Genomic DNA, 23,335 nt, shown 5'->3' with positions numbered 1-23,335 from the left:
ACTGTTAAAGAGCCGGAGCGTCCGATGACGCTCCGCAAATAAGGTAGAAGAACGGCACCGCCGTGCCAGGGCACGGCGGCGAGGTTCATTCAGCGGGCAGGTATTCTACTACTTCGAGGTCGAAACCGGATATCGCATTGAAGCGCATCGGTGCCGACATCAGGCGCATCTTGCGCACACCCAGGTCGCGCAGGATCTGCGACCCGGCACCCACGGTGCTGTAGGTGGTGGTCGGTTTCTGCGCCGGCGCCGGGGTGTTGGTGATCTCGCGGACGTGCGCCAGCAGATCATCACCGCCGACCTGGTGGCCCAGCAGCAGGACCACGCCGGTGCCGGCCTCGGCCACCTTGGCCATGGCCGCGCGCAGGCTCCAGCGGCCCGCCTGGTTGACCATCAGCAGGTCGCGCAGCGGGTCGGGGTTGTGCACGCGCACCAGGGTCGGCTCTTCCGGGCAGACCTTGCCCAGGGTCAGCGCCAGGTGCACGTCGCCTTCCACGGAGTCGCGGTAGGTGATCAGGTTGAACTGGCCCAGCTCGGTATCCAGCGGCTGCTCAGCGAGGCGCTCGACGGTGCGCTCGTGGATCAGGCGGTAGTGGATCAGGTCGGCGATGGTGCCGATCTTGATGCCGTGCTGCTGGGCGAACTCTTCCAGTTCCGGGCGACGGGCCATGGTGCCGTCGTCGTTCATGATCTCGCAGATCACGCCGGACGGCTCGAAACCGGCCATGCGCGCCAGGTCGCAGGCCGCTTCGGTGTGGCCGGCGCGAGCCAGCACGCCGCCGGGCTGCGACATCAGCGGGAAGATGTGGCCGGGGCTGACGATGTCGGCGGCGACGGCGTTCTTCGCGGCGGCGGCCTGCACGGTGCGCGCGCGGTCAGCGGCGGAGATGCCGGTGGTGACGCCTTCGGCGGCCTCGATGGAAACGGTGAACTTGGTGCCGAAGCCGGAGCCGTTGCGCTGCACCATCAGCGGGATGCCGAGGCGCTCGCAGCGCTCGCGGGTCATCGGCATGCAGATCAGGCCACGGGCGAAGCGGGCCATGAAGTTGATGTCTTCGGTGCGGACACACTCGGAGGCGATGATCAGGTCGCCTTCGTTCTCGCGGTCCTCGTCATCCATGAGGATGACCATCTTGCCCTGACGCATGTCGTCGAGCAGTTCTTCAATGCTGTTGAGTGCCATACGGGGAAGAGCCTTATCAGTGTTTCATGAAGCCGTTTTCGGCCAGGAATGCTTCGGTGATGCCGCCAGCGCCGGCCGCGGGGTCCGCCGCCTTGTCGCCGAGCAGCAGGCGCTCCAGGTAACGCGCCAGCAGGTCGACTTCGAGGTTGACCAGGCGACCACCACGGTAGTCGGCCATGATGGTCTCCTGCACGGTGTGCGGGACGATGGTCAGCTCGAACTCGGCGCCGTTGACCGCGTTCACCGTCAGGCTGGTGCCGTCCACGGTGATCGAGCCCTTGAGCGCGATGTACTTGGCCAACTCGCGCGGTGCGCGCACGGTGAACTGGATGGCGCGGGCGTTTTCCTCACGCTTGACGATCTCGCCGACGCCGTCGACGTGGCCGCTGACCAGGTGGCCGCCCAGGCGGGTGGTCGGGGTCAGGGCCTTTTCCAGGTTCACCCGGCTGCCGATCTTGAGCTGCGCGAAGGCGGTGCGGGCCAGGGTCTCGCGACTGACATCGGCCCAGAAGCCGTCGCCGGGCAGCTCCACCGCCGTCAGGCAGATGCCGTTGACCGCGATGCTGTCGCCGAGCTTGACGTCGGCGAGGTCGAGCTTGCCGGTCTTCACGTACAGGCGCACGTCACCGCCTTTCGGGGTGATGGATGCGATGGTGCCGATGGATTCGATTATGCCGGTGAACATGAGGCCTCCCGCACGGTAAGAGCGGCTGGCCGGCATGCCGGCGAAGTAACGCAATGGTGCATACAAGCGAACTCCTGTTTTTCGTTAAAAAACAGGGCGTATCGGATCGAAGGGACTTCTCGGACGCGTGCAGGCACGCTCCGATGGCTCATCCCGTTCTCTCTTCATCCGGACTATGACCGTCGGCCCCGGAATCACACCGGGTCTGCTGACCTTGCCCATCCGGCGAACCGGTCTGGACAAGCGCTCGCGGGCTAGACGCATTGCGCGCCATTACCGCCGGTGGGGACTTGCACCCCGCCCTGAGAACGTCAATCGCGGTCGTTACAGCGTCGACCGCGTGTGGCGTTTTACCACAGGTGGCCGCGAGTCGGAAGTTTCGGCTTGACCCCGAGCGCTCCTCGCGGGCTCAGCGGCAAGCCGGGAAAGGCGGAATCAGACGGGCCTGGCGGTGACCAGCCAGTCGTCACCCACAGCGCGGATATCGACGATCTTCAGCTCGCGGGATTCGCTCATGCGCTCCAGCGGCAGCTCCAGCAAGGGGCGTGCGGAAGAGCCGAGCAGCTTGGGCGCCATGAAGATGCTGTACTCGTCCACCAGACCGAGGCGGGCGAAGGCACCGGCCAGGCGCGGGCCGGCCTCCACCAGCACCTCGTTGACGCCACGGCGGCCGAGCTCGCTCAGCAGCGCCAGCAGGTCGACCTGGCCATCGAGGCCGGCGAGGTTCAGCAGTTCGTGACCGACCACGGCGTAGTTCGGGTCGTCCTGGGTGCTCACCACCAGCGCGGGGCCGGCCTGGAAGAAGGTCGCGGTCAACGGCACGCGCAGGCGTCCATCGATCAGCACGCGCATCGGCTGGCGCCGGGAGGCCAGTTCGGTCTGGTCGGCATCCAGGCCCAGCTCGTCCGGGCGCACGGTCAGGCGGGCGTCATCGGTCATCACGGTATCGGCGCCGGACAGCACCACACTGGATTGCGCACGCAAGCGCTGCACGGCGCGGCGCGCGGCCGGGCCGGTGATCCACTGGCTCTCGCCGCTGGCCATGGCGGTACGGCCATCCAGGCTCATCGCCAGCTTCACGCGGACAAACGGTAAACCGGTTTCCATGCGCTTGAGGAAGCCCTGGTTCAATGCGCGGGCTTCGTTTTCCAGCACACCGGAGCGCACTTCGATGCCGGCTTCGGCGATGCGCCGCATGCCACTGCCGGCAACCTGCGGGTTCGGGTCCTGCATGGCCGCGACTACACGGGCGAGGCCGGCACCGATCAGCGCATCGGCGCACGGCGGCGTGCGACCGAAGTGGCTGCAGGGCTCCAGGGTGACGTAGGCGGTGGCACCACGGGCCTTGTCGCCAGCCTGGCGCAGGGCGTGGACTTCCGCATGGGGCTCGCCGGCGCGCACGTGCCAGCCTTCACCGACTACCTCGCCATCGCGGACGATGACGCAGCCGACGCGCGGATTGGGATGGGTCGTGTACCAGCCCTTGCGGGCCAGCTCGATGGCGCGGGCCATCCAGAGTTCGTCCAGGCTTTCCATGGGGTCCATGGCACTCATTCCTTCGACGGTTCGCGGGCCAGGCGCTCGATTTCCTCGCGGAATTCGTTGAGGTCCTGGAAGCGGCGATAGACCGAGGCGAAACGGATGTAGGCGACTTCGTCGAGCTTCTGCAACTCGGCCATCACCAGCTCGCCCAGCACCCGCGACTTGATCTCGCGCTCGCCGGTGGCGCGCAGCTTGTGCTTGATATGCGCCATCGCCTCTTCCAGCCGCTCGATGCTCACCGGGCGCTTCTCCAGCGCGCGCTGCATGCCGGCGCGCAGCTTGTCCTCGTCGAAGGGCTGGCGGCTGCCGTCCTGCTTGATCAGGCGCGGCATGACCAGTTCGGCGGTCTCGAAGGTGGTGAAACGCTCGCCGCAGGCCAGGCACTCGCGGCGCCGGCGGACCTGGTCGCCCTCGGCGACCAGGCGCGAATCGATGACTTTGGTGTCGTGGGCGCCGCAGAAAGGACAATGCATGGCGAGTCTTGGGCAGTCTTGTCGGAGGAATAGGTAAGAGGCTCATGGTAGCGCATCGACTGGCCGAATAAACCCCGCTCCCACGAGACAGGCCGCAGGCATTAGGCTATACAGGCGCCCGCCCGGAACCTGTTGCGATGGAGCCCGCCATGTTCGCCCGCCTGCTCTGCCTGTCCCTTACCGTCCTGCTGGCCGCCTGCGCCAGCGAGAAACCCGCGCCGGTCACCCAGCCGGTCGCCGTCACGAAAAAGCCCTCTTCCCCGCTGGACGAGCCCGTGCCGGCCAACCTGCGCGCCCTCAGCGGCCAGCTCAGCAGCTCCCAGGGCTTCCTGCCGGCCGGCAGCGAAGTGGAGCTGGCGCTGCTGGTGATCGACCAGCGCGACCGCCCGCAGCAACTGCTCTCCAGCGAGAAGATGATCGCCACCGGCCAGGCGCTGCCGTTCCGCGTGGTATTCAACCCGCAATCCTTCCCGGCCGGCGCCCGCGTCGAACTGCACGGCCGCGTCTCGCAGTCCGGCCAGCTGGCCTGGCGCCTGCCGCCGGTGCGCATCACCCAGCCGGAAACCCGTGCCCTCGGTGAACTGCGCCTGGAGCGCGCGCCGTGACACCGCCGCTTTCCCTGCAGAACGCCCTGGGCGAACTGCTCGGCGACGCACGCCTGTCCGCTGAAACATTGCCCGGCACCGACATCCGCCTCTGGCTGATCGACGCGCAGAACATGGACCGCGAGTTCAGCCCCGACGAAACCCGGCGCATCCTCGAAGAGCCGCCCTACTGGTGCTTCTGCTGGGCCAGCGGGCTGGTGCTGGCGCATTGGCTGGCGGAAAAGCCCGAATGGGTACGCGGCAAGCGCGTGCTGGATTTCGGCGCGGGCTCCGGAATAGCCGCCATCGCCGCGGCCAAGGCCGGCGCCGCCGAAGTGGTGGCCTGCGACCTCGACCCGCTGGCGCTGGACGCCTGCCGCGCCAATGCCGAGCTGAACGGCGTGGAGCTGAGCTACTCGACGGACTTTTTCCAGGAAGAGGACCGCTTTGACCTGATCATCGTTGCCGACGTGCTCTACGATCGCGCCAACCTGCCGCTGCTGGACGAATTCCTCGGCCGTGGCCGCGAAGCCCTGGTGGCCGACTCGCGCGTCCGCGACTTCAGCCATCCGCTGTACCAGCGCCTGGGGATTCTCGACGGCTGCACCTGGCCGGACCTGGCCGAGCCGGCCGAATTCCGCCACGTCAGCCTGTATCACGCGCAACGAGACTGAGCCGGACTGGCATTCGCAGGATGGCGTGGAGCGAAGCGATACCCATCACTCGCCGCTCCAACAGCATGGGGCTCGCCTAGGCCCCATCCAGCCTGCGTGCAAGCGCCAGTTCCTGCCGGGCAGCAACCGCGGGTTGTTTCCGTCAGGCAGCGCCCCCACTTATAGTGGCAATCACCTCCATCGCCCCACTCGATTCGAGATTCCCCATGAGCGAGACGCCCTACATCTTCGACGCCAGCATCGCCAACTTCGATCAGGTCGTCATCGAGAACTCCTTCCACAAGCCGGTCCTGGTGGACTTCTGGGCCGACTGGTGCGCCCCGTGCAAGGCGCTGATGCCGCTGCTGGCGCAGATCACCGAGTCCTACCAGGGCGAGCTGCTGCTGGCCAAGGTCAACTGCGACGTCGAGCAGGACATCGTGATGCGCTTCGGCATCCGCAGCCTGCCCACCGTGGTGCTGTTCAAGGACGGCCAGCCGGTGGACGGCTTTGCCGGCGCGCAGCCAGAGTCGGCGATCCGCCAGATGCTCGAACAGCACGTACAACCGCCCGCCCCGGCCGCCGGCAATCCGCTGGAGCTGGCACAGACCGCCTTCAACGAAGGCCGCTTCGCCGACGCCGAGGCGCAACTGAAAGCGCTGCTGGGCGAGGACAATACCAATGCCGCCGCGCTGATCCTCTATGCCCGCTGCCTCGCCGAGCGCGGCGAGCTGGGTGAGGCCGAGACCGTGCTCGAGGCGGTGAAGAGCGACGACCACAAGCAGGCACTGGCCGCCGCCAAGGCCCAGCTGACCTTCCTGCGCCAGGCGGCCGAGCTGCCCGACGCCGCCACGCTGAAGACCCGCCTGGCCGCCGACGCCAACGACGACGAAGCCACCTACCAGCTGGCCGTGCAGCAACTGGCCCGCCAGCAGTACGAGGCGGCGCTGGACGCCCTGCTCAAGCTGTTCGTGCGCAACCGCAGCTACGGCGAGGACCTGCCGCGCAAGACGCTGGTGCAGGTGTTCGACCTGCTGGGCAACGACCATCCCCTGGTGATCGCCTACCGCCGCAAGTTGGCGAACGTACTGTACTGACCGCCGCGCCGCTGGCAGGCATAACCGTGTAGGAGCGAGCTTGCTCGCGAACCGAACCCCGCTGCAGGGCTGTTCGCGAGCAAGCTCGCTCCTACAGATATCCGGCGACGCGTTACCGTAGGGCGGATAACCTGGAGCAGGTTATCCGCCGTAGCCGCAGCGGCGGATAACGCTGGCGCGTTGTTCGCCCTACCAGATCGCTTCTACTCCTCGATCCAGTTGAAGACCTGCACGCCCTCGCGCACCTCGATCTTCACCTTCGGGTTGTGCCGCAGCCGCACCAGCAATCCCTTCGCCGCCGCCGCACTGCCGGCCAGCGCCTCCAGCTCGCCCATCAACTGCGGCCCTTCGCAGCTGCCACTGCGCTGCAACAGGTCCTGCGCGGCCAGCCACAGCCTGTCTGCCGGAGCCGTGGCGGCCACTGGCGCCGCCGGGGCGGCCGGCGCCACCACCGCCTTCGGCAGGTTCTGCGCCAGCTTCGCCCAGTCGGCGTCGTCCATTTCCACGGTCAGGTCCACCGGCCAGTCGCCGATGGTGCCTTTGATCCTCAGCATCGCCCTTCTCCTCGCGCTGTTTCGCGCATGCTCCCACGCCATCGGTGCCGCGCCAAACACACGCTAAGCTGGCCTTAATTTTTCATCTGTTATAACGTAACAAAATCATTCATCGGACTGGAGTTTCCCATGCGCCCCCTGCTGCTCGCTGTCGCCCTGCTGCCCCTCGCCGCCCAAGCCCACGACGAACATGAACACGGCAGCCTCGGCAAGCACGAGCATGGCGTCGCCCAGCTCAACGTCGCCCTCGACGGCAAGACCCTGGAACTGGAGATGGACAGCCCGGCGATGAACTTCGTCGGCTTCGAGCACGCCGCCACCAGCGACGCCGACAAGGCCACGGTCGCCGCCGTGCAGGCCCAGCTCAAGCAGCCGCTGCAACTGCTTGCCCTCCCCGCCTCGGCCAAGTGCAGCGTGCAATCGGTGGAGCTGTCCAGCCCGCTGTTCGGCGATGCGCCCAAGGCTGAAGAGGATCACGACCACGCGGATGGCGACCACGACGAGCACGAAGGCCATCATCACGCCGACATCGACGCCCACTACCTGCTGACTTGCGCCCAGCCGCAGGACCTCGCCAGCCTCGACTTCTCTCCGCTGTTCAAGCGTTTCTCGGCCACCCAGAAGATTCAGGTACAACTGATCGGCCCGAGCGGCCAGCAAGGTGCAGAATTGACTGCCGCCAACCCCACCCTGAACTTCTGATCACGACGCGCTGAAATGACTGCACTGCTCGAACTCGACAACCTCGGCTTCGCCTGGCCTGGCCAGGCGGAGCTGCTGGACATCCCCGCCTTCGCGCTGGCCGCTGGCGAAACCCTGTTCCTCAAGGGCCCGTCCGGCAGCGGCAAGACCACCCTGCTCGGCCTGCTCGGCGGCGTACAGCGCCCCCAGCGCGGCAGCGTGAAGCTGCTCGGCGAGGACATCGCGCAGATGAAATCGGCACGCCGCGACCACTATCGCGTCGATCACACCGGCTACATCTTCCAGCAGTTCAACCTGCTGCCGTTCCTCTCGGTACGGGAGAACGTCGAGCTGCCCTGTCATTTCTCCCACAGCCGCGCCGAGCGAGCGACCCTGCGCCACGGCAGTGTGATCAAGGCCGCCGAGGCATTGCTGAAACACCTGGGGCTGGGTGACGCGGCACTGATCGAACGCCGCGCCGACAGCCTGTCCATCGGCCAGCAGCAACGGGTCGCTGCGGCCCGCGCGCTGATCGGCCAGCCGGAACTGGTGATCGCCGACGAACCCACCTCGGCACTGGACGCCGACGCCCGCGAGGCCTTCCTCCAACTGCTGTTCGCCGAGTGCCGCGAGGCCGGTGCCAGCCTGCTGTTCGTCAGCCACGACCAGAGTCTGGCGCCGCTGTTCGACCGCAGCGTCTCCCTCGCCGACCTCAACCGCGCCGCCCGCGCTCCGGGAATTTGAGCATGTACCTGTTGCGCCTGGCGCTCGCCAGCCTGTCCAACCGCCGCTTCACCGCGCTGCTGACCATCTTCGCCATCGCCCTCTCCGCCTGCCTGCTGCTGGCGGTGGAGCGCGTACGCACCGAGGCCAAGGCCAGCTTCGCCAGCACCATCTCCGGCACCGACCTGATCGTCGGCGCCCGCTCGGGCTCGGTGAACCTGTTGCTCTACTCGGTGTTCCGCATCGGCAACGCCACCAACAACATCCGCTGGGAAAGCTACGAGACGGTGACCCACAGCCCGCTGGTGAAGTGGGCCATCCCGATCTCCCTGGGCGACTCGCACCGTGGCTACCGCGTCATGGGGACCGACACCGGCTACTTCGAGCATTACCGCTTTGGCCGCGGGCAGATGCTGGAACTCGCCGAGGGCCGGCCGTTCGGCCAGGACCTCTTCGACGTGGTACTGGGTGCGGAAGTCGCCGAGGCGCTGCACTACAAACTCGGCGACAAGATCGTCCTCGCCCACGGCGTCAGCACCATCAGCCTGGTGCAGCACGACGACAAACCCTTCACCGTGGTCGGCATCCTCAAGCGCACCGGTACGCCGGTGGACCGCACCCTGCACATCTCGCTGCAGGGCATGGAGGCGCTGCACGTCGACTGGAAGAACGGCGTCCCCGCACGCGGCACCGACCGCGTCAGCGAGGACCAGGCGCGCACCATGGATCTGCAACCCAAGGCGATCACCGCCTTCCTGCTGGGCCTGAAGAGCAAGGTAGCGACCTTCACCCTGCAGCGGCAGATCAACGAATACGACGGCGAGCCGCTGATGGCGATCCTGCCGGGCGTGGCGCTGCAGGAGCTTTGGGGACTGATGGGCACGGCGGAAAAGGCGCTGTTCGTGGTCTCGCTGTTCGTGGTGCTGACCGGCCTGATCGGCATGCTCACGGCGATCCTCACCAGCCTCAACGAGCGCCGCCGCGAGATGGCCATCCTGCGCTCGGTGGGCGCGCGGCCCTGGCACATCTTCAGCCTGCTGGTGGCGGAGGCCTTCGCCCTGGCGCTGGCGGGCGTGGCATTGGGCGTCGGGCTGCTCTATGCGGGCATCGCCGGCAGTCAGGCCTTCGTGCAGGCGAACTACGGTATCTTCCTGCCATTGGCGCTGCCCAGCGCCTATGAATGGTCACTGCTGGGCGGCATACTCCTGGCCGCGCTGCTGATCGGCTGTGTGCCGGCGTGGCGTGCCTATCGGCAATCGCTCGCCGATGGCTTGTCGATCCGGCTCTGAACCAGCCCCGTGCAAGCCATCCCCGTACAGAGAAGTCCCATGCGCCGTCTGCTGTTCCTCCTGCTGCTCGCCACCAGCGCCGCCGTCTGGGCGGCGCCGCGTGAGCTGACCTGGCCCGAGCTGATCCCCGAGGGCGCACCACCGCCCCCGCCGCCGGTGCCGCTGCACGATATGTCCAAGCTTTCCGATGTACTCAATTCGGAGAGTGGCCCGGCAGTGAAGCAGCAGATACCCAACGCACCCGTGGTAGCGCAGTTGGACGGCCAGGAAGTGAAGATGCCGGGCTACATCGTGCCCCTGGAAGTGGAGGAAGACGGCCAGACCGTGCGCGACTTCCTGTTGGTGCCCTATTACGGCGCTTGCATCCACGTACCAGCACCGCCATCCAACCAGATCGTCTATGTTCGAGGCGGCAAGGGCGTAAAAGTCGACGAGCTTTACCAACCCTTCTGGATCATCGGCAAGATGAGCGTGAAGGCGATGGAAAGCGATCTTGCCGAGGCCGGCTACCAGATGCAGGCCAGCAGCATCGAACCCTACGAGTACACCGGCCAGTAATGGTGCGGCGCTTTGCCGCACGCCTTGACCCTCTGCGGTCTGGGGTCTTTATTGAGCCAGGTCAAAAGTGTGCTTTTAGCGCTCTCTACTATTCTGAGCACCAACACTTATACCAAAGAGATATTGGAGCTCATCATGCGTAAGTCCTGGCTCACCGCCTCGCTTCTCTCCCTCGCCGTCGCAGCGCCGATCGCAGCCCAGGCCGCCGACATTCGCGGCCACCAGGCTGGCGACTTCCTGGTACGCGGCGGTATCGCCACCGTTGACCCTGACGATAGCAGCGGCCACCTGAAAGCCAATGGCACATCGCTGGGTGGAAAAGCTACCGTCGATAGCGATACCCAATTGGGCCTGACCTTCGCATACTTGCTCACCGACAAAATCGGCGTCGAATTGGTCGCCGCGACTCCGTTCAAGCACCAGGTTGACGTGAAAGGCTTGGGCGGCCTTGATGGCAAGCTCGCTGATATCAAACAGTTGCCACCAACCGTACTGCTGCAGTACTACCCCATGGGTGGTACCGGTTCTGCCTTCCAGCCTTATGGCGGCCTCGGCGTGAACTACACCACCTTCTTTGACGAAGACCTCACCAGCTCCCGCAAGGATCAGGGTTTCAGCAACCTGAAGCTGCAAGACTCCTGGGGCCTGGCCGCCGAACTGGGCATGGACTACATGCTTAACGAACACGCCTTTGTCAACGCCGCGGTGTGGTACATGGACATCGATACCAAAGCCACTACCAATCTGGATGGCGTAGGCAAAGTCAAGGTTGATGTCGACGTCGACCCCTGGGTTTACATGGTCGGTTTCGGCTACCGTTTCTGACGGAGCAAACATGAAAAAGGCGCCCAAGGGCGCCTTTTTCACTTTCAGGGAACCGGTATGTACCTCGAACTCAAAGCACTGCACGTCAGCCTGGCGATCATCAGCACCCTGCTCTTTCTCCTGCGCCTGGGACTGAGCTGGTGGGGCAAGCGCCCTTCGGGCTGGCAGCGCGGACTGCCCCATCTGATCGACACCCTGCTGCTGCTCAGCGCCCTGGGCCTGGTGCACCTGGCGATGCCCTGGCCGCTGCCGGTATGGTTGCAGGCAAAGATCGGCCTGCTGGTGCTCTACATCGTGCTGGCGGCTTTTGCCCTGCGCAGCGCATCGAAACCGCGCAAGGCGCTGCTCAGCGTGCTCGCGCTGGGTTCGCTGGCCAGCATCTTCTACCTGGCCGTCAACAAGCCCTGGTGGTGATCAGCTGGGCCAGGCCCTCTGCCAACGGCGTGGGGGTATCCAGGCTGTAGCGCTCCAGCAGGCGGCGGTTGTCCGCGCGGGAGTGGCGGATATCACCGTGGCGCGCCGGCTGGTAGGTGACCGGCGGCAGCCCGCCGGTGAGCTTGCCGATCTCGGCCAGCAACTGGTTGAGGCTGGTGGACTGGTCGAGGCCGACGTTGATCGCCGACTCGGCCACGTCATTCGCCAGCAGCGCCGTCATCAGCAGCTTCACCAGATCACCGACATAGATGAAGTCGCGAGTCTGCTCGCCGTCGCCGAACACGGTGATCGGCAGGCCCTGCTCGGCGCGCCGGGCGAAGATGCTGATCACCCCGGAATAGGGCGAGGACGGGTCCTGGCGCGGGCCATAGACGTTGAAGAAACGAAAGATCGCCGGCTCCAGGCCGTGTTCGCGACGGTAGAAGTCCAGGTAGTACTCGCTGGCCAGCTTGTCCGAGGCATAGGGCGTCAGCGGCGCCTTCACCACGTCCTCGTCGATGGCGGAGCCTTCGCCGTTCTGCCCGTAGACGGCTGCGCTGGAAGCGAACAGCACTCGATGGATGCCTTCCTGGCGCATCGCCTCGCAGAGATTCAGGGTGCCGATGAAGTTGGCGCGGTGGGTGCCCACCGGGTCTTCCACCGAAGCCTGCACCGAAGCGATGGCCGCCAGGTGCACGACGCCCTGGCAACCGCTCACCGCACCGCGCAAAGCGGCTTCATCGGCAACGTTACCGACTATCAGTTCGACGCGGCTGTCGAGGTTCTCGCGCTTGCCGGTGGACAGGTCGTCCAGCACGCGTACGGCAAACCCCTGCGCCAGCAGGGCGTCGGCCAGGTGGGAACCGATGAACCCCGCGCCGCCGGTGATGAGGATGGGCTGCGCGGAGGGAATGAGGCGATCAGACATGGCGGTAGTAACGGTCCAGCAGGGCGGGCAGGCCGGCGCGCCAGGCGCGCGGCTTGATACCGAAGGTATGGAGGATCTTCTTGCAGGCGAGCACCGCATGCTGCGGTTCGTCACCGGCGTCCGGGCGCGCGGCGTGGGCCTGCGGGCTCGGTTCCTGGACGGCCAGGGTATGGAAGGCGCGGGCCTCGCCGAGCACCACCTGACCCAGGGACAGGGTGGTCGTGGCCTCCAGGCCGCCGTAGTGGTAGGTACCCCACAGCGGCGACTGGCAGTCGAGTTGCTTGAGCACGGAGAGGATCACCCGCGCGGCGTCATCCACCGGGGTCGGGTTGCCGCGCCGGTCGTCGGCGAGGAACAGCACCTGCTCCTTCTCGGCTCTCCCGAGGAAGCGGCCAAGCACGCCGTCGGCGCTGTCATCCAGCAGCCAGCCGAAGCGCAGCAGCACATGGCGCGGGCAGGTCGCCCGCACCCACTGTTCCATACGCCACAACGCCTGGCCGCGCGGGCCCAGGGGCAGCGGCTCGTCCTTCTCGCTGTAGGCGGTGGCGCGGGCGCCATCGAACACGCGGTAGCTGGACGGCTGGATCAGCAGGATCTCGTGGTGCTGGCAGAGTTCCGACAGACGCTCCACCGCGCGCTCCTGGCTGGCCAGGCGAGCGGCGTCGACGGCCTCGGCCTGGAACCAGTCGAAGTAGTAGGCGAGGTTGATCACCGCGTCGGGGCGGGTCTCGTCCAGCAGGACGGTGAGGCTGGAGGCGTCCCAGCCCTGTTCGGGCGGCCGGGGGGCGAGGAAGCCGATGTCTTCCTCGGCACCAAGGCGGATCAGCGCCTGTCCAAGGGCATTACCGCCACCCAACAGCATCAGGCGCATGCGCATATTCTGGGGGTCACTCGAATCCGTGGGTTACCCCGGCGCACGCGGCGTCGAGGATGATGCCCGCATTTTTCCTGCCCCCCGGCACAGCGTCAAGCTTGGCCGACCCGCTGCAGCCTTGGCCGCGAGCGGCGGTGACGTGCTAAGTGCGACGACGGAACAGCGGACGCGGCTCGATCACCGAGCGGCCATAGAGCACGCTCAGGCCCGCCAGCCCCTTCAGCGCGTCTTCCACGGACTTGTCCTCGCGCACGGCGAAGGCGTCGAAACCGCACTGGCGCAGGTGCGCCAGCTGGTCGCGCAGCACGTCGCCCACCGCGCGCAACTCGCCGCGCCACCCCAGGCGACTGCGCAGCAGGTAGGCCAGGCTGTAGCCGCGACCGTCGCGGAAGCTGGGGAAGTCGATGGCGATCAAGGCGGGCTCCTTCAGGCGCCAGATCAGGTCTTCGGGATCGTCCTCCGGCGCCAGCCACACCCCGGCATTCTGTAGGAGCGAGCTTGCTCGCGAACCGACCAGCTCCGGCGTCTCGGGAGCACTCTGTTCGCGAGCAAGCTCGCTCCTACCAGAGCTGAGCGCTAGCCAATCCTTCAGTGGCAGGATGAAATGACCGTCAGGCAACTCATCAGGCACTTCACGCAAGAGCGTCCAGGGATCGTGTGGCGCCAGCTCGGCCACACCGTCACGCAGACGAATCAGATTCTTCATGCCGGCACCTCCGCCTGGCGGTAAACCCGCGCCTTGAAAGGCTCCAGGCCGATGCGTTCGACCGTTTCGACGAAGCGCTCGCCCGCGCCACGCTGCTCCACGTAGGTCTGCACCAGCGCCTCGATCACGTCCGGCACCTCGGCGGCGCTGAACGACGGGCCGATCACCTTGCCCAGCGCGCTTTTCGTACCCTGCGCGCCACCCAGGGTGATCTGGTACCACTCGCTGCCGTTCTTATCGACGCCGAGGATGCCGATGTTGCCGATGTGGTGGTGACCGCAGGCGTTCATGCAGCCGGAGATATTCAGGCTCAGGTCGCCCAGGTCGTGCAGGTAGTCCAGGTCTTCGAAGCGCTGCTGGATGCCCTGGGCGATGGGGATCGACTTGGCATTGGCCAGCGCACAGAAATCGCCGCCGGGGCACGCGATGATGTCGGTCAGCAGCCCCTGGTTCGGCGTGCCCAGGCCAGCCGCGCAGGCTTCCCGCCAGAGCGCATGGAGATCGGCCTTGCGTACGTCCGGCAGTACCAGGTTCTGTTCATGGGCGACGCGGATTTCGCCGAAGCCGAAGCGCTCGGCCCAGTCGGCCACCCGCTCCATCTGCTCGGCCGTCGCATCCCCCGGCGGCGCCTCGGCACCCGGCTTGGTGGAGAGCACCACGCTGGCATAGCCCGGTACGCGGTGCGGGCGCACGTTGCGCGACACCCAGCGAGCGAATGCCGCATCAGCGGCCAACGCCGTCCCGAAAGCAAGATCGTCAGAAGGCGCGTAGACCGGCGGATCGAATGCCGCCGCGACGCGCTGGTACTCATCGAGCGTCAGCTGCGCCTCGCCATCGCGCAGGTGCTGCCACTCTTCCTCTACCTCGCGGGAGAACGCCTCGATGCCCAGCGCCTTCACCAGGATCTTGATCCGCGCCTTGTACTTGTTGTCGCGCCGGCCATGGCGGTTGTACACGCGCAGGATGGCCTCGACGTAGGACAGCAGGTGCCACCAGGGCAGGTCGTCGCGAATCACCTGGCCGAGCATCGGCGTGCGCCCCAGCCCGCCGCCGACCAGCACCTTCAGTCGCAGCTCGCCATCCTCGGCGCGGCGCAGGTAGAGGCCGATGTCGTGCATCATCACTGCCGCACGGTCTTCTTCGGCGGCACAGAGGGCGATCTTGAACTTGCGCGGCAGGAACAGGAATTCGGGGTTCACCGTCGACCACTGGCGGAGGATTTCCGCCAGCGGGCGCGGATCGAGAAACTCGTCGGCGGCGACACCGGCGAAGGCCTCGGTGGTGATGTTGCGCACGCAGTTGCCGGAAGTCTGGATGGCATGCATCTCGACATCTGCCAGGCGTTCGAGAATGTCCGGCACGCGTGCCAATTCGACCCAGTTGAACTGGATGTTCTGCCGCGTGGTGAAGTGACCGTAGCCGCGGTCGTGCTCGCGGGCGATCCAGGCCAGGATGCGCATCTGCCCGCTGGACAGGGTGCCGTAGGGAATCGCCACGCGCAGCATGTAGGCGTGCTTCTGCAGATACAGGCCGTTCTGCAGACGCAACGGCAGGAACTCCTCTTCGCTCAGCTCATCGCTCAGGCGGCGCTGCACCTGGTCACGGAACTGCGCCACCCGCTCGCGCACCAGGGCGCGGTCGTAATCATCGTATCGGTACATCGCCAGGCCACCTTCGGGACGTTGCGTAGCGGCCTGCTTCTGTCGTCGAGCGCGCTACTTTGCGGTTGACCAAATAGTGGCCGGCGCCTGCTGCGCAAAACAGCGGCAGATCGCGCGGGAAAAACCGGATCAGATGCGCCCCGCGCCTGTCCCGGCGGGCCTGCGACCGGTTGCCGCAACAGGCCCGATCAGCCGCCCTATCGCCCAGCACGCCGAGCCCGTGGCGCCGCGGGGCGGAGCGATTTTCGTCATCTGATATGGTTTTTTCCGGCGGACCTGAATCTGTTTCGGGTGCAGACCGATTCGTACAGTCGCGGCGCCTCTTCTGCCTGATGGGCCACGATAATGAGCGAAAGAATCCCCGCGAAGGTCATCGAGATCGACGCACCGCAACGCTTCACCCCGCCACCGAAACCGCTGTCGGCGGTGACCCCGACGGTTTACACCAAGCGCTTCGCCGGGCGTTTCCGCGACCTGCGCCGGCTCGGCGGCGGCCTGCTGTTCCTGCTGTTCTTCGGTACCCTGTGGCTGCAGTGGAACGGCCGCCAGGCGGTGCTCTGGGACCTGCCCGAGCGCAAGTTCTACATCTTCGGCGCGACCTTCTGGCCGCAGGATTTCATCCTGCTCTCGGCGATTCTGATCATCGCCGCCTTTGGCCTGTTCTTCATTACGGTGTTCGCCGGCCGCGTCTGGTGCGGCTACACCTGCCCGCAGAGCGTGTGGACCTGGATCTTCATGTGGGCCGAGCAGGTCACCGAGGGCGACCGCAACCAGCGCATGAAACTCGACAAGGGCCCGGCCAGCGCCGAGAAAGTCCTGCGCAAAAGTGCCAAGCACGGTCTCTGGCTGCTGATCAGCCTGGCCACGGCGGTCACTTTCATCGGCTACTTCACGCCGGTGCGGCCGCTGGTGATGGACCTGCTCACCTTCAAGCTCGACCTGGAAAGCACCTTCTGGGTCGCCTTCTTCGCCGCCGCCACCTACGCCAACGCCGGCTGGCTGCGCGAGCAGGTGTGCATCCACATGTGCCCGTACTCGCGCTTCCAGAGCGTGATGTTCGACAAGGACACCCTGATCATTTCCTACGACGCGGTGCGCGGCGAATCCCGTGGCGCACGCAAGAAGGACGCCGATCCCAAGGCCCTGGGCCTGGGCGACTGCATCGACTGCCACCAGTGCGTGCAGGTCTGCCCCACCGGCATCGACATCCGCGACGGCCTGCAGATCGCCTGCATCGGCTGCGCGGCCTGCATCGACGCCTGCGACTCGGTGATGGACAAGATGGGCTACGACCGCGGGCTGGTGCGCTACACCTCCGAGCGTGCGCTCGAAGGCGGCAAGACCCACCTGCTGCGCCCGCGCCTGATCGGCTACGCGGCAGTCCTGCTGGTGATGATCGGCGCCTTCGTCTGGGCATTGGAGGCGAGGCCGCTGATCAACCTCGACGTGGCCCGCGACCGTGGCCTGTTCCGCGAGAACGCCGCCGGCGAGATCGAGAACATCTACAACCTCAAGCTGATCAACAAGACCCAGCAGCCGCAGCATTACCACCTGAGCCTCGCCGACGGTGCCGGCTACCGCCTGCAGGGCGTGCCGGAGCTGATGCTGCAACCAGGCGAGATTCGCGACTTCGCCGTCTCGGTGGCCAGTGAGGCGCAGAGCAGCGCGGGTGGTTCGGTGCCGCTGCACTTCCGCGTCAGTGACGGTAATGAGGAGATCGACGCCGCCAGCACCTTCGTCTCGCCGAGGCGCTGAGCATGGCCAGGGAGCTTGGCGTGACCTCGGCGCAGCGCCTAGAGTGGGCGGACTCTTCCGCCCCCCAGGCCGCCGTGCAGGACAAGATGAAGCGCTACGAGAAATTCGCCGACGAGATTGCCGGCCTGATCCGCAGCGGCGTGCTCGCCCCCGGCCAGAAGGTCCCCTCGGTGCGGCACGCCAGCCGCACCTACGGGGTCAGCGCTTCCACGGTGTTCCAGGCTTATTACCTGCTGGAGGATCGCGGGTTGATCGTCGCCCGCGCGCGCTCGGGCTACTTCGTCCGCGAGCACGTGCAGCGGGCCCTGGCCGAACCGGAGATCGCCCGCCACGACGCGCAGACCACCGAAGTGGACGTCAGCGAACTGGTGTTCTCGGTGCTCAGCTCGATCAAGGACCCGGACACCGTGCCCTTCGGCTCGGCCTTCCCGGCGCCGGAACTCTTCCCCCTTCCACGCCTGGCCCGCTCCATGGCCCACGCCGTGCGTGACATGGACCCGCGCTCGGTGGTCGCTGACCTCGCCCCCGGCAGCCACGCGCTGCGCCGGCAGATCGCCCTGCGCTACATGGTCGGCGGCATGCCGCTGCCGGTGGAGGAACTGGTGGTCACCAACGGCGCGCTGGAAGCGCTCAACCTGTGCCTGCAGGTGGTCACCCAGCCGGGCGACCTGGTCGCCATCGAAGCACCGGCCTTCTACGCCAGCCTGCAGGTACTGGAGCGGTTGAAGCTCAAGGCCGTGGAAATCCCTGTACACCCGCGCGAAGGCATCGACCTCGACGTGCTTGCCGACAGCCTGGCGCGCTTGCCGATCAAGGCCTGCTGGTTCATGAGCAACTTCCAGAACCCGCTGGGCGCCAGCATGAGCGAAGACAAGAAACGCGCCCTCGCCGCCCTGCTGAGCCAGCACCAGGTGCCGCTGATCGAGGACGACGTCTACGCCGAACTGTACTTCGCCGCCCAGGCGCCCAAACCGGTGAAGGCGTTCGACAGCGAAGGGCTGGTGATGCACTGCAGTTCCTTCTCCAAGAGCCTGGCGCCAGGCTATCGGGTCGGCTGGGTGGCCGGCGGACGCTACGCCGAGCAGATCGAGCGGCTCAAGCTGATGACCAGCCTGTCAGCCTCGGTGCCGGCCCAGGCGGCCATCGCCGATTACCTGCAGCACGGCGGTTACGACCGCCACCTGCGCAAGCTGCGCCACGCGCTGGAAAGCCAGCAGCACGCGATGCTCGCCGCCGTGGCCCGGCACTTCCCCGCCGCTACCCGCGTCACCCGGCCCAGCGGCGGCTACTTCCTGTGGCTGGAGCTGCCCGAGCAGATCGACGCGCTCAAGCTGTTCCAGCTCGCCCACGCCCAGGGCATCAGCCTGGCGCCGGGGCCGATCTTCTCGGCGACGCGGCGCTTCGGCCACTGCCTGCGGCTGAACTATGGGCACCCCTGGACGACGGCCAGCGAACAGGCCATGGAAACCCTCGGACGGATCATTCATTCGCTGCAGGGCTGACAAGCGCCGCAGGACTGATCCGCACATTCGGAAACGATCTGTATCTGTGCGGCACTTTGTCGCAGGCCTACCCTGTCAGGCAGGAAACCCGGACGAGGGAAGCTGCCATGGATGCCGAAGACCTGATGATCCTGCTCACGGTGTGCGCCGCACTCGGCGTGCACCTGTGGGTACGCTGGTACCTGCGGCGCGGCATGGCGCCGCGCGGGGAGCAGTGGCTGGCGTGAGAACACCGACATGCTGAAGATGAACGCCCTGGTGCCGGAACTGATCGTCGCAGACCTGACGAGAAGCCTGCACTTCTACTGCGAGGTGCTCGGTTTCGCCATCGAGTACCAGCGCCGCGAAGACGACTTCGCCTTTCTTTCCTTTGGCGACAGCCAGCTCATGCTGGAGCAGGACTGGCATTCCGACTCGCCATGGAGCGTGCGCCCACTGGACCCTCCACTGGGACGAGGCGTCAACTTCTCCATTCGCTGCCCCGATATTCAGGCGCTGGTGAGTTCGCTGAACGAGGCGCGCATCTCGCTACGCAAACCCGTCGAGGAGCGCTGGTACCGGCAGGACGAACAGTTGTACGGCGAGCGCAATTTCCTCGTCCAGGACCCGGACGGCTACCTGTTGCGCTTCGCCCAGAGTCTTGGATCGCGGCCCCTGCCAGCCGAGTGATTTCGCTACGGCCGATACAGGTGCGCATGCTCCGCGCTGTACAGCGACGAATCGGCAAACCCTTCCGCCCCCAGCACCCTGCCCACCAGGATCAGCGCCGTACGCCGGAAACCCTTGGCTTCTGCCTTGGGCAGGATGTCGCCGAGGGTGCCGGTGACCTGGTCCTGGTCCGGCCAGCTGGCGCGGTGGATCACCGCAATGGGGCAATCCGCGCCGTAGTACGGCAGCAACTCTGCAACGATATTGGCCAACTGGCCGACGCCTAGGTGAATGGCCAGGGTCGCGCGGTGCTGCGCCAGTTCGGCGAGGGATTCGCCTTCCGGCATGCGCGTCCGGCTGGCGTAGCGGGTGAGGATCAGCGTCTGCGAGATATCCGGCAGGGTCAGCTCACAACCCAGGATCGCCGCGCAGGCGGAAGTCGCGGTAACACCGGGGATGATCTCGTAGGCGATGCCCAGGTCGCGCAGGTGGCGGATCTGCTCGCCGATGGCGCCGTACAGCGAGGGATCACCGGAGTGCACCCGTGCCACGTCCTTGCCCTCGGCATGGGCCTGCGCCAGCAGCGCGACGATCTCGTCCAGGTTCAGTTCGGCAGTATTCACCACGCGTTCGGCGCTGTGCCCTTCCAGCACCGCTGGCGGCACCAGCGAGCCGGCGTAGAGGATCACCGGGCAGGTGCGGATCAACCGCTGGCCCTTGACCGTGATGAGTTCGGGGTCGCCGGGGCCGGCGCCGATGAAGTAGACCGTCATGGCTGCTCCTGTGCGGATTCGACGGGGATGAAGGCCAACGCGCAGGTGGCTTGGTCGCTGCGCCGTTTTCCCACCAGCAGGCGTGCCGGCGCGTTGCCCTGGGCCTCGGCCTGCAGCAGCGCGGCAGCCTCGGCGACGCTGGCGCTGCCAGTGGCCGCGCGCACGGTTTCGGAGGGATCGCTCAGGCGCTTCTCGCACGCTGCCAGCTGTTGGGGCGTGAACAGCCTCAGTGGCAGATCGAGTGCGGCGGCCAGCGCCAACAACCCCTCCTCGTCGGCCTTCAGCGTGGCACTGGCCAGCGCGGTGAGGTGCGACTCGTCGAGCCCGGACTCGGCCAACGTCGCGCGCAGCAACTCGCGCAGTTCATCGAGCGAGCAGCCACGGCGGCAACCCAGGCCGGCAACCAGCGTCATTCCCTACCTCCAGAAAACAAAACCCCGCAGGCGGCGGTGCCGGCTGCGGGGGCGAGCATAACGCGCGAATCAGGCCGACGGTGCGAAGCGACGGAACAGCCAGGCCGCGACCAGGCCAAGGGCTGCCCAGAACACCGCGTTGGTGACCAGCGAGGCGATGATGAACTCGTGGGCCAGGCTTTCCGGTGCAAGGCTGGAATGCACTTCCGGCTGCGGCGCACCGATCACATGCGGTACCACCAGCAACGCGACACCGACGGCCTTCAGTGCCCAGTGACGGCCGAACACCAGCAGCGCGAGGCCAACGGCAGTGGCGGCGGCGGTGCCGATCCACCAGGTCTGCCGCAGGGTCAGATCGGCGGCGGCGGTACCAGGGACTTCCGGCGGCAGGCCCAGCGAAGGTGCCAGGGTGAACACGGCGAAACCGGCCAGCCCCCAGAGCAGGCCTTCGGAAGTCTTGCCCGGCTCACGCAGGGTGAACAGGCCGGCCAGCATCAGCGCGAAACCCACGGCGACCACCAGGTTGCCACCGGTGGTGGAGAGGATGCGCTGCCAGCCGTCTTCTGGCTCCCAGGCTTCGTCATCATGGTGGTGGCCGGCGGCGGCGCCCTCGGCATGCTCGTGGGCATGTTCTTCGACCAGCGCGGCGGCCGGCTCGGCTTTCTCGAAAGTCTCCGCCTTGAGGATCAGCGGGGATACCCACAGCAACTGGACCACGGTGAGTACCAGCGCCGCGATCAGACCGGCGAAACCGGCGGTCTGGGCGATACGTTTGATCATTGCAATTCTCCAGGCGAGACGAGGCCTCGAACGCTGCAAAAGCGCGACCGAGAGTGCCTCGAATTCGCTGCGCTTACGCGCAGGCGGTGCACATTAGTGGCAGGGGAAACCGGCGCTGTGGCGGGTGTCGTGCGCGGCGTTGTGGACCGCATCCAGATGCGAGAAGCCGGCGAAGTACACCAGCAGCGCGCCCAGCAGGCTGGCGCCAACGGCCAGGCTGATGCGCTTGGAAAGGGGGATGGAAGTGCTCGACGCGTGCGTCAGGGTGCTGCTGGACATGAACGTTCCCTCTGAAGATCAAAGTAAGAGAACGCAGAGGTTGAACGCATTCGAACGCGCCGGAACGGTCGCGCCACGGCCTGCGCCCGCCCACCGCGGGTTTGCCAAAAAACGAAAGCTCCAGGCCGGTCTCCGGGCTTGCGACGTTGGCCTGTGGCCAAGCGGGTCAGTCTTCCCATGCGTCAGCACAGTGACTACTGATGACCCTACGATCGCTTACCGTTGCGGGGGCAGCGCCGGACTGGTCCTTGCGGACGCACCGGCTTCCCGTTTCACCTCGCGCGTGGCGCGAGACACCTGGAACCGCGCTAGCTGACCACGGCAGCCGACAGGCGTCAACCGATCCCCGGCGATTGACCGTCCCGCCTGCGCTGCGTAGCCTTCCCTGCTTCGAGGTTCTCCGGCGCTGGCCGGAGCTAAGAGGGAACGTGGAAATCTTCGGATGCGCCACGGCTGCCCCCGCAACTGTGAACAGCCTGTCTCTTCACGCGCCACTGCCGATTCGGGCGGGAAGGCGAAGAGACGACAGAGGGCTGTGAGCCAGGAGACCTGCCTCGTGCAGCATCAAGACAACCGGGCGGGGTGATCCGGTGGCGACCTTCGTTGCGCGGCGAACCCGCGCGCGCGCCCTTCATCCGCCCGCCAACTTCCGCTTGCGAGGCGCGCATGAAAACCCTGGCCAAACTCCCCGTCACCATCGTCACCGGCTTCCTCGGCGCCGGCAAGACCACCCTGCTCCGCCACATGCTGGACAACGCCGAAGGCCGCCGCATCGCGGTGATCGTCAACGAATTCGGCGAGCTGGGCATCGACGGCGACATCCTCAAGCAGTGCTCCATCGGCTGCAGCGAAGAAGAGGCGGTCGGCCGCGTCTTCGAACTGGCCAACGGCTGCCTGTGCTGCACCGTGCAGGAAGAGTTCTTCCCGGTGATGCGCGAACTGGTGGCGCGTCGCGGCGACCTCGACCAGATCCTCATCGAGACCTCGGGCCTGGCCCTGCCCAAGCCGCTGGTGCAAGCCTTCCAGTGGCCGGAAATCCGCAACGCCTGCACGGTGGATGCGGTGATCACCGTGGTCGACAGCCCGGCCGTGGCCGCCGGCACCTTCGCCGCCCATCCCGAGCAGGTCGACGAGCAGCGCCAGCAGGACCCGAACCTGGACCACGAATCGCCGCTGCACGAACTCTTCGAAGACCAGCTGGCCAGCGCCGACCTGGTGGTGCTGAACAAGGCCGACCTGCTCGACGCCCAAGCGCTGGCCCGCGTACGCGCCGAAGTCGCCGAGGAGCTGCCGCCGGCGGTGAAGATCGTCGAAGCCAGCTCCGGCCAGCTGCCGCTCTCGGTGCTGCTGGGGCTGAACGCCGAGGCCGAGCTGCACATCGACAGCCGCCCGACACACCACGACCACGAAGGCCATGAAGATCATGACCACGACGAGTTCGACTCCTTCCATGTCGACCTGCCGGAAGTGGAAGAACGCGCCCTGCTCGAGGCGTTGAACGCGCTGGTCGAGCGCCACGCCGTGCTGCGCATCAAGGGCTTCGTCGCCATCCCCGGCAAGCCCATGCGCCTGCTGGTGCAGGGTGTCGGCAAGCGCTTCGACAAGCACTTCGACCGCGCCTGGCGCAGCGACGAAACCCGTGGCACGCGCCTGGTGGTGATCGGCCAGGAACTGGACCAGGCGACCATCGCCAACGAGCTGCGTACTGCCCTGGCGTAATGACCTCGTAGGGTGGCGTGGAGCGCAGCGATACCC

26 protein-coding genes and 3 riboswitches are annotated in these 23,335 nt (G+C 66.5%); of the genes, 13 read left to right on the top strand and 13 right to left on the bottom strand.

What is annotated here, in order from left to right; all coding sequences use genetic code 11:
* Positions 1-85 precede the first annotated feature (85 nt).
* The 4 genes from ribBA to nrdR form a co-directional block, all read right to left on the bottom strand.
* On the bottom strand, positions 86-1,183 hold the full coding sequence (gene ribBA, locus ACKI1H_RS08695) for a bifunctional 3,4-dihydroxy-2-butanone-4-phosphate synthase/GTP cyclohydrolase II (RefSeq protein ID WP_138520078.1): 1,098 nt from the start codon (positions 1,181-1,183) through the stop codon (positions 86-88).
* A 16-nt stretch (positions 1,184-1,199) separates the two neighbouring features.
* Positions 1,200-1,868 carry a riboflavin synthase gene (locus ACKI1H_RS08690; protein WP_081517123.1) on the bottom strand — a complete coding sequence of 223 codons (669 nt, stop codon included), beginning with the start codon at positions 1,866-1,868 and terminating at the stop codon, positions 1,200-1,202.
* Positions 1,869-2,019: 151 nt separating this feature from the next.
* Positions 2,020-2,182, bottom strand: a riboswitch (FMN riboswitch).
* Positions 2,183-2,303: 121 nt separating this feature from the next.
* On the bottom strand, positions 2,304-3,404 hold the full coding sequence (ribD, locus tag ACKI1H_RS08685) for a bifunctional diaminohydroxyphosphoribosylaminopyrimidine deaminase/5-amino-6-(5-phosphoribosylamino)uracil reductase RibD (protein WP_440468839.1): 1,101 nt from the start codon (positions 3,402-3,404) through the stop codon (positions 2,304-2,306).
* 14 nt (positions 3,405-3,418) lie between these two features.
* Positions 3,419-3,883, bottom strand: a complete 465-nt coding sequence (gene nrdR, locus ACKI1H_RS08680) for a transcriptional regulator NrdR (RefSeq protein WP_017521848.1) — start codon at positions 3,881-3,883, stop codon at positions 3,419-3,421.
* Between the two features lie 137 nt (positions 3,884-4,020).
* Here nrdR and ACKI1H_RS08675 point away from each other — a divergent pair, with 137 nt between their 5' ends.
* The 3 genes from ACKI1H_RS08675 (at position 4,021) to trxA (ending at position 6,217) form a co-directional block, all read left to right on the top strand.
* The gene (locus ACKI1H_RS08675) at positions 4,021-4,488 is read left to right on the top strand and encodes a YbaY family lipoprotein (RefSeq protein ID WP_138520077.1); all 468 of its coding nucleotides are present in this window, start codon (positions 4,021-4,023) and stop codon (positions 4,486-4,488) included.
* The gene (locus tag ACKI1H_RS08670; RefSeq protein ID WP_440468160.1) at positions 4,485-5,141 is read left to right on the top strand and encodes a class I SAM-dependent methyltransferase; all 657 of its coding nucleotides are present in this window, start codon (positions 4,485-4,487) and stop codon (positions 5,139-5,141) included. The genes ACKI1H_RS08675 and ACKI1H_RS08670 overlap by 4 nt, the downstream gene beginning before the upstream one ends.
* Positions 5,142-5,347: 206 nt before the next feature.
* Positions 5,348-6,217: a thioredoxin gene (gene trxA, locus ACKI1H_RS08665; protein WP_440468159.1), complete on the top strand. Its 870-nt coding sequence runs from the start codon at positions 5,348-5,350 to the stop codon at positions 6,215-6,217.
* Positions 6,218-6,420: 203 nt separating this feature from the next.
* On the opposite strand, the gene ACKI1H_RS08660 is transcribed toward trxA, so the two are convergent.
* Positions 6,421-6,771 carry a hypothetical protein gene (locus tag ACKI1H_RS08660; protein ID WP_440468158.1) on the bottom strand — a complete coding sequence of 117 codons (351 nt, stop codon included), beginning with the start codon at positions 6,769-6,771 and terminating at the stop codon, positions 6,421-6,423.
* A 129-nt stretch (positions 6,772-6,900) separates the two neighbouring features.
* On the opposite strand from ACKI1H_RS08660, the gene ACKI1H_RS08655 reads away from it, so the two are divergent.
* The 6 genes from ACKI1H_RS08655 to ACKI1H_RS08630 all read left to right on the top strand — a co-directional run bounded on the left by ACKI1H_RS08655 (position 6,901) and on the right by ACKI1H_RS08630 (position 11,261).
* On the top strand, positions 6,901-7,473 hold the full coding sequence (locus tag ACKI1H_RS08655; protein WP_440468157.1) for a DUF2796 domain-containing protein: 573 nt from the start codon (positions 6,901-6,903) through the stop codon (positions 7,471-7,473).
* Positions 7,474-7,488: 15 nt separating this feature from the next.
* On the top strand, positions 7,489-8,196 hold the full coding sequence (locus ACKI1H_RS08650; RefSeq protein ID WP_440468156.1) for an ABC transporter ATP-binding protein: 708 nt from the start codon (positions 7,489-7,491) through the stop codon (positions 8,194-8,196).
* Positions 8,197-8,198: 2 nt separating this feature from the next.
* Positions 8,199-9,464 carry an ABC transporter permease gene (locus ACKI1H_RS08645; RefSeq protein WP_138520071.1) on the top strand — a complete coding sequence of 422 codons (1,266 nt, stop codon included), beginning with the start codon at positions 8,199-8,201 and terminating at the stop codon, positions 9,462-9,464.
* 39 nt (positions 9,465-9,503) lie between these two features.
* The gene (locus ACKI1H_RS08640) at positions 9,504-10,022 is read left to right on the top strand and encodes a DUF3299 domain-containing protein (protein WP_138520070.1); all 519 of its coding nucleotides are present in this window, start codon (positions 9,504-9,506) and stop codon (positions 10,020-10,022) included.
* 135 nt (positions 10,023-10,157) lie between these two features.
* Positions 10,158-10,847 carry an OmpW/AlkL family protein gene (locus tag ACKI1H_RS08635; RefSeq protein ID WP_440468155.1) on the top strand — a complete coding sequence of 230 codons (690 nt, stop codon included), beginning with the start codon at positions 10,158-10,160 and terminating at the stop codon, positions 10,845-10,847.
* Positions 10,848-10,904: 57 nt separating this feature from the next.
* Positions 10,905-11,261, top strand: coding sequence for a SirB2 family protein (locus tag ACKI1H_RS08630; RefSeq protein ID WP_440468154.1), 357 nt, complete (start codon positions 10,905-10,907; stop codon positions 11,259-11,261).
* Here the strand turns inward: ACKI1H_RS08630 and ACKI1H_RS08625 are convergent.
* The 4 genes from ACKI1H_RS08625 to ACKI1H_RS08610 form a co-directional block, all read right to left on the bottom strand.
* Positions 11,242-12,189, bottom strand: coding sequence for an NAD-dependent epimerase/dehydratase family protein (locus ACKI1H_RS08625; protein ID WP_138520067.1), 948 nt, complete (start codon positions 12,187-12,189; stop codon positions 11,242-11,244). The two genes, ACKI1H_RS08630 and ACKI1H_RS08625, sit on opposite strands and share 20 nt — an antisense overlap.
* Positions 12,182-13,066, bottom strand: coding sequence for a sugar nucleotide-binding protein (locus ACKI1H_RS08620; RefSeq protein WP_138520066.1), 885 nt, complete (start codon positions 13,064-13,066; stop codon positions 12,182-12,184). The genes ACKI1H_RS08625 and ACKI1H_RS08620 overlap by 8 nt, the downstream gene beginning before the upstream one ends.
* 139 nt (positions 13,067-13,205) lie before the next feature.
* Positions 13,206-13,769: a DUF934 domain-containing protein gene (locus tag ACKI1H_RS08615; RefSeq protein WP_440468153.1), complete on the bottom strand. Its 564-nt coding sequence runs from the start codon at positions 13,767-13,769 to the stop codon at positions 13,206-13,208.
* Positions 13,766-15,430 (bottom strand): nitrite/sulfite reductase, encoded by a 1,665-nt coding sequence (locus ACKI1H_RS08610; RefSeq protein ID WP_440468152.1) that lies wholly within the window; start codon positions 15,428-15,430, stop codon positions 13,766-13,768. Before ACKI1H_RS08610 ends, ACKI1H_RS08615 begins: the two co-directional genes overlap by 4 nt.
* Before the next feature lie 345 nt (positions 15,431-15,775).
* Between ACKI1H_RS08610 and ccoG the strand changes: the two genes are divergently transcribed.
* From ccoG to ACKI1H_RS08595, 3 genes are all read left to right on the top strand, one after another.
* The gene (gene ccoG / locus ACKI1H_RS08605) at positions 15,776-17,185 is read left to right on the top strand and encodes a cytochrome c oxidase accessory protein CcoG (protein WP_440468151.1); all 1,410 of its coding nucleotides are present in this window, start codon (positions 15,776-15,778) and stop codon (positions 17,183-17,185) included.
* A gap of 86 nt (positions 17,186-17,271) precedes the next feature.
* Positions 17,272-18,687, top strand: coding sequence for a GntR family transcriptional regulator MpaR (gene mapR, locus ACKI1H_RS08600; RefSeq protein WP_026079353.1), 1,416 nt, complete (start codon positions 17,272-17,274; stop codon positions 18,685-18,687).
* A gap of 237 nt (positions 18,688-18,924) precedes the next feature.
* Positions 18,925-19,356 (top strand): bleomycin resistance protein, encoded by a 432-nt coding sequence (locus tag ACKI1H_RS08595; protein WP_138520062.1) that lies wholly within the window; start codon positions 18,925-18,927, stop codon positions 19,354-19,356.
* A gap of 5 nt (positions 19,357-19,361) precedes the next feature.
* On the opposite strand, the gene cobM is transcribed toward ACKI1H_RS08595, so the two are convergent.
* The 4 genes from cobM to ACKI1H_RS08575 all read right to left on the bottom strand — a co-directional run bounded on the left by cobM (position 19,362) and on the right by ACKI1H_RS08575 (position 21,580).
* Positions 19,362-20,108, bottom strand: a complete 747-nt coding sequence (cobM, locus tag ACKI1H_RS08590; RefSeq protein ID WP_138520061.1) for a precorrin-4 C(11)-methyltransferase — start codon at positions 20,106-20,108, stop codon at positions 19,362-19,364.
* Positions 20,105-20,521 carry a cobalamin biosynthesis protein gene (locus ACKI1H_RS08585; RefSeq protein WP_440468150.1) on the bottom strand — a complete coding sequence of 139 codons (417 nt, stop codon included), beginning with the start codon at positions 20,519-20,521 and terminating at the stop codon, positions 20,105-20,107. The genes cobM and ACKI1H_RS08585 overlap by 4 nt, the downstream gene beginning before the upstream one ends.
* Positions 20,522-20,590: 69 nt before the next feature.
* Complete coding sequence (locus tag ACKI1H_RS08580; RefSeq protein ID WP_138520059.1) at positions 20,591-21,301, bottom strand: CbtA family protein; 711 nt, start codon at positions 21,299-21,301, stop codon at positions 20,591-20,593.
* 93 nt (positions 21,302-21,394) lie between these two features.
* Positions 21,395-21,580: a CbtB domain-containing protein gene (locus tag ACKI1H_RS08575; RefSeq protein WP_138520058.1), complete on the bottom strand. Its 186-nt coding sequence runs from the start codon at positions 21,578-21,580 to the stop codon at positions 21,395-21,397.
* A 106-nt stretch (positions 21,581-21,686) separates the two neighbouring features.
* Positions 21,687-21,896: riboswitch (cobalamin riboswitch) on the bottom strand.
* Between the two features lie 62 nt (positions 21,897-21,958).
* A riboswitch (cobalamin riboswitch) is annotated at positions 21,959-22,151 on the top strand.
* 95 nt (positions 22,152-22,246) lie between these two features.
* Between ACKI1H_RS08575 and cobW the strand changes: the two genes are divergently transcribed.
* Complete coding sequence (gene cobW, locus ACKI1H_RS08570; RefSeq protein ID WP_440468149.1) at positions 22,247-23,299, top strand: cobalamin biosynthesis protein CobW; 1,053 nt, start codon at positions 22,247-22,249, stop codon at positions 23,297-23,299.
* The last annotated feature ends 36 nt before the right edge of the window (positions 23,300-23,335 follow it).

Source organism: Pseudomonas sp. YH-1, assembly GCF_051990045.1.
GTDB lineage: Bacteria > Pseudomonadota > Gammaproteobacteria > Pseudomonadales > Pseudomonadaceae > Pseudomonas > Pseudomonas nicosulfuronedens.
This window is presented reverse-complemented; position numbering and strand designations above follow the sequence as displayed.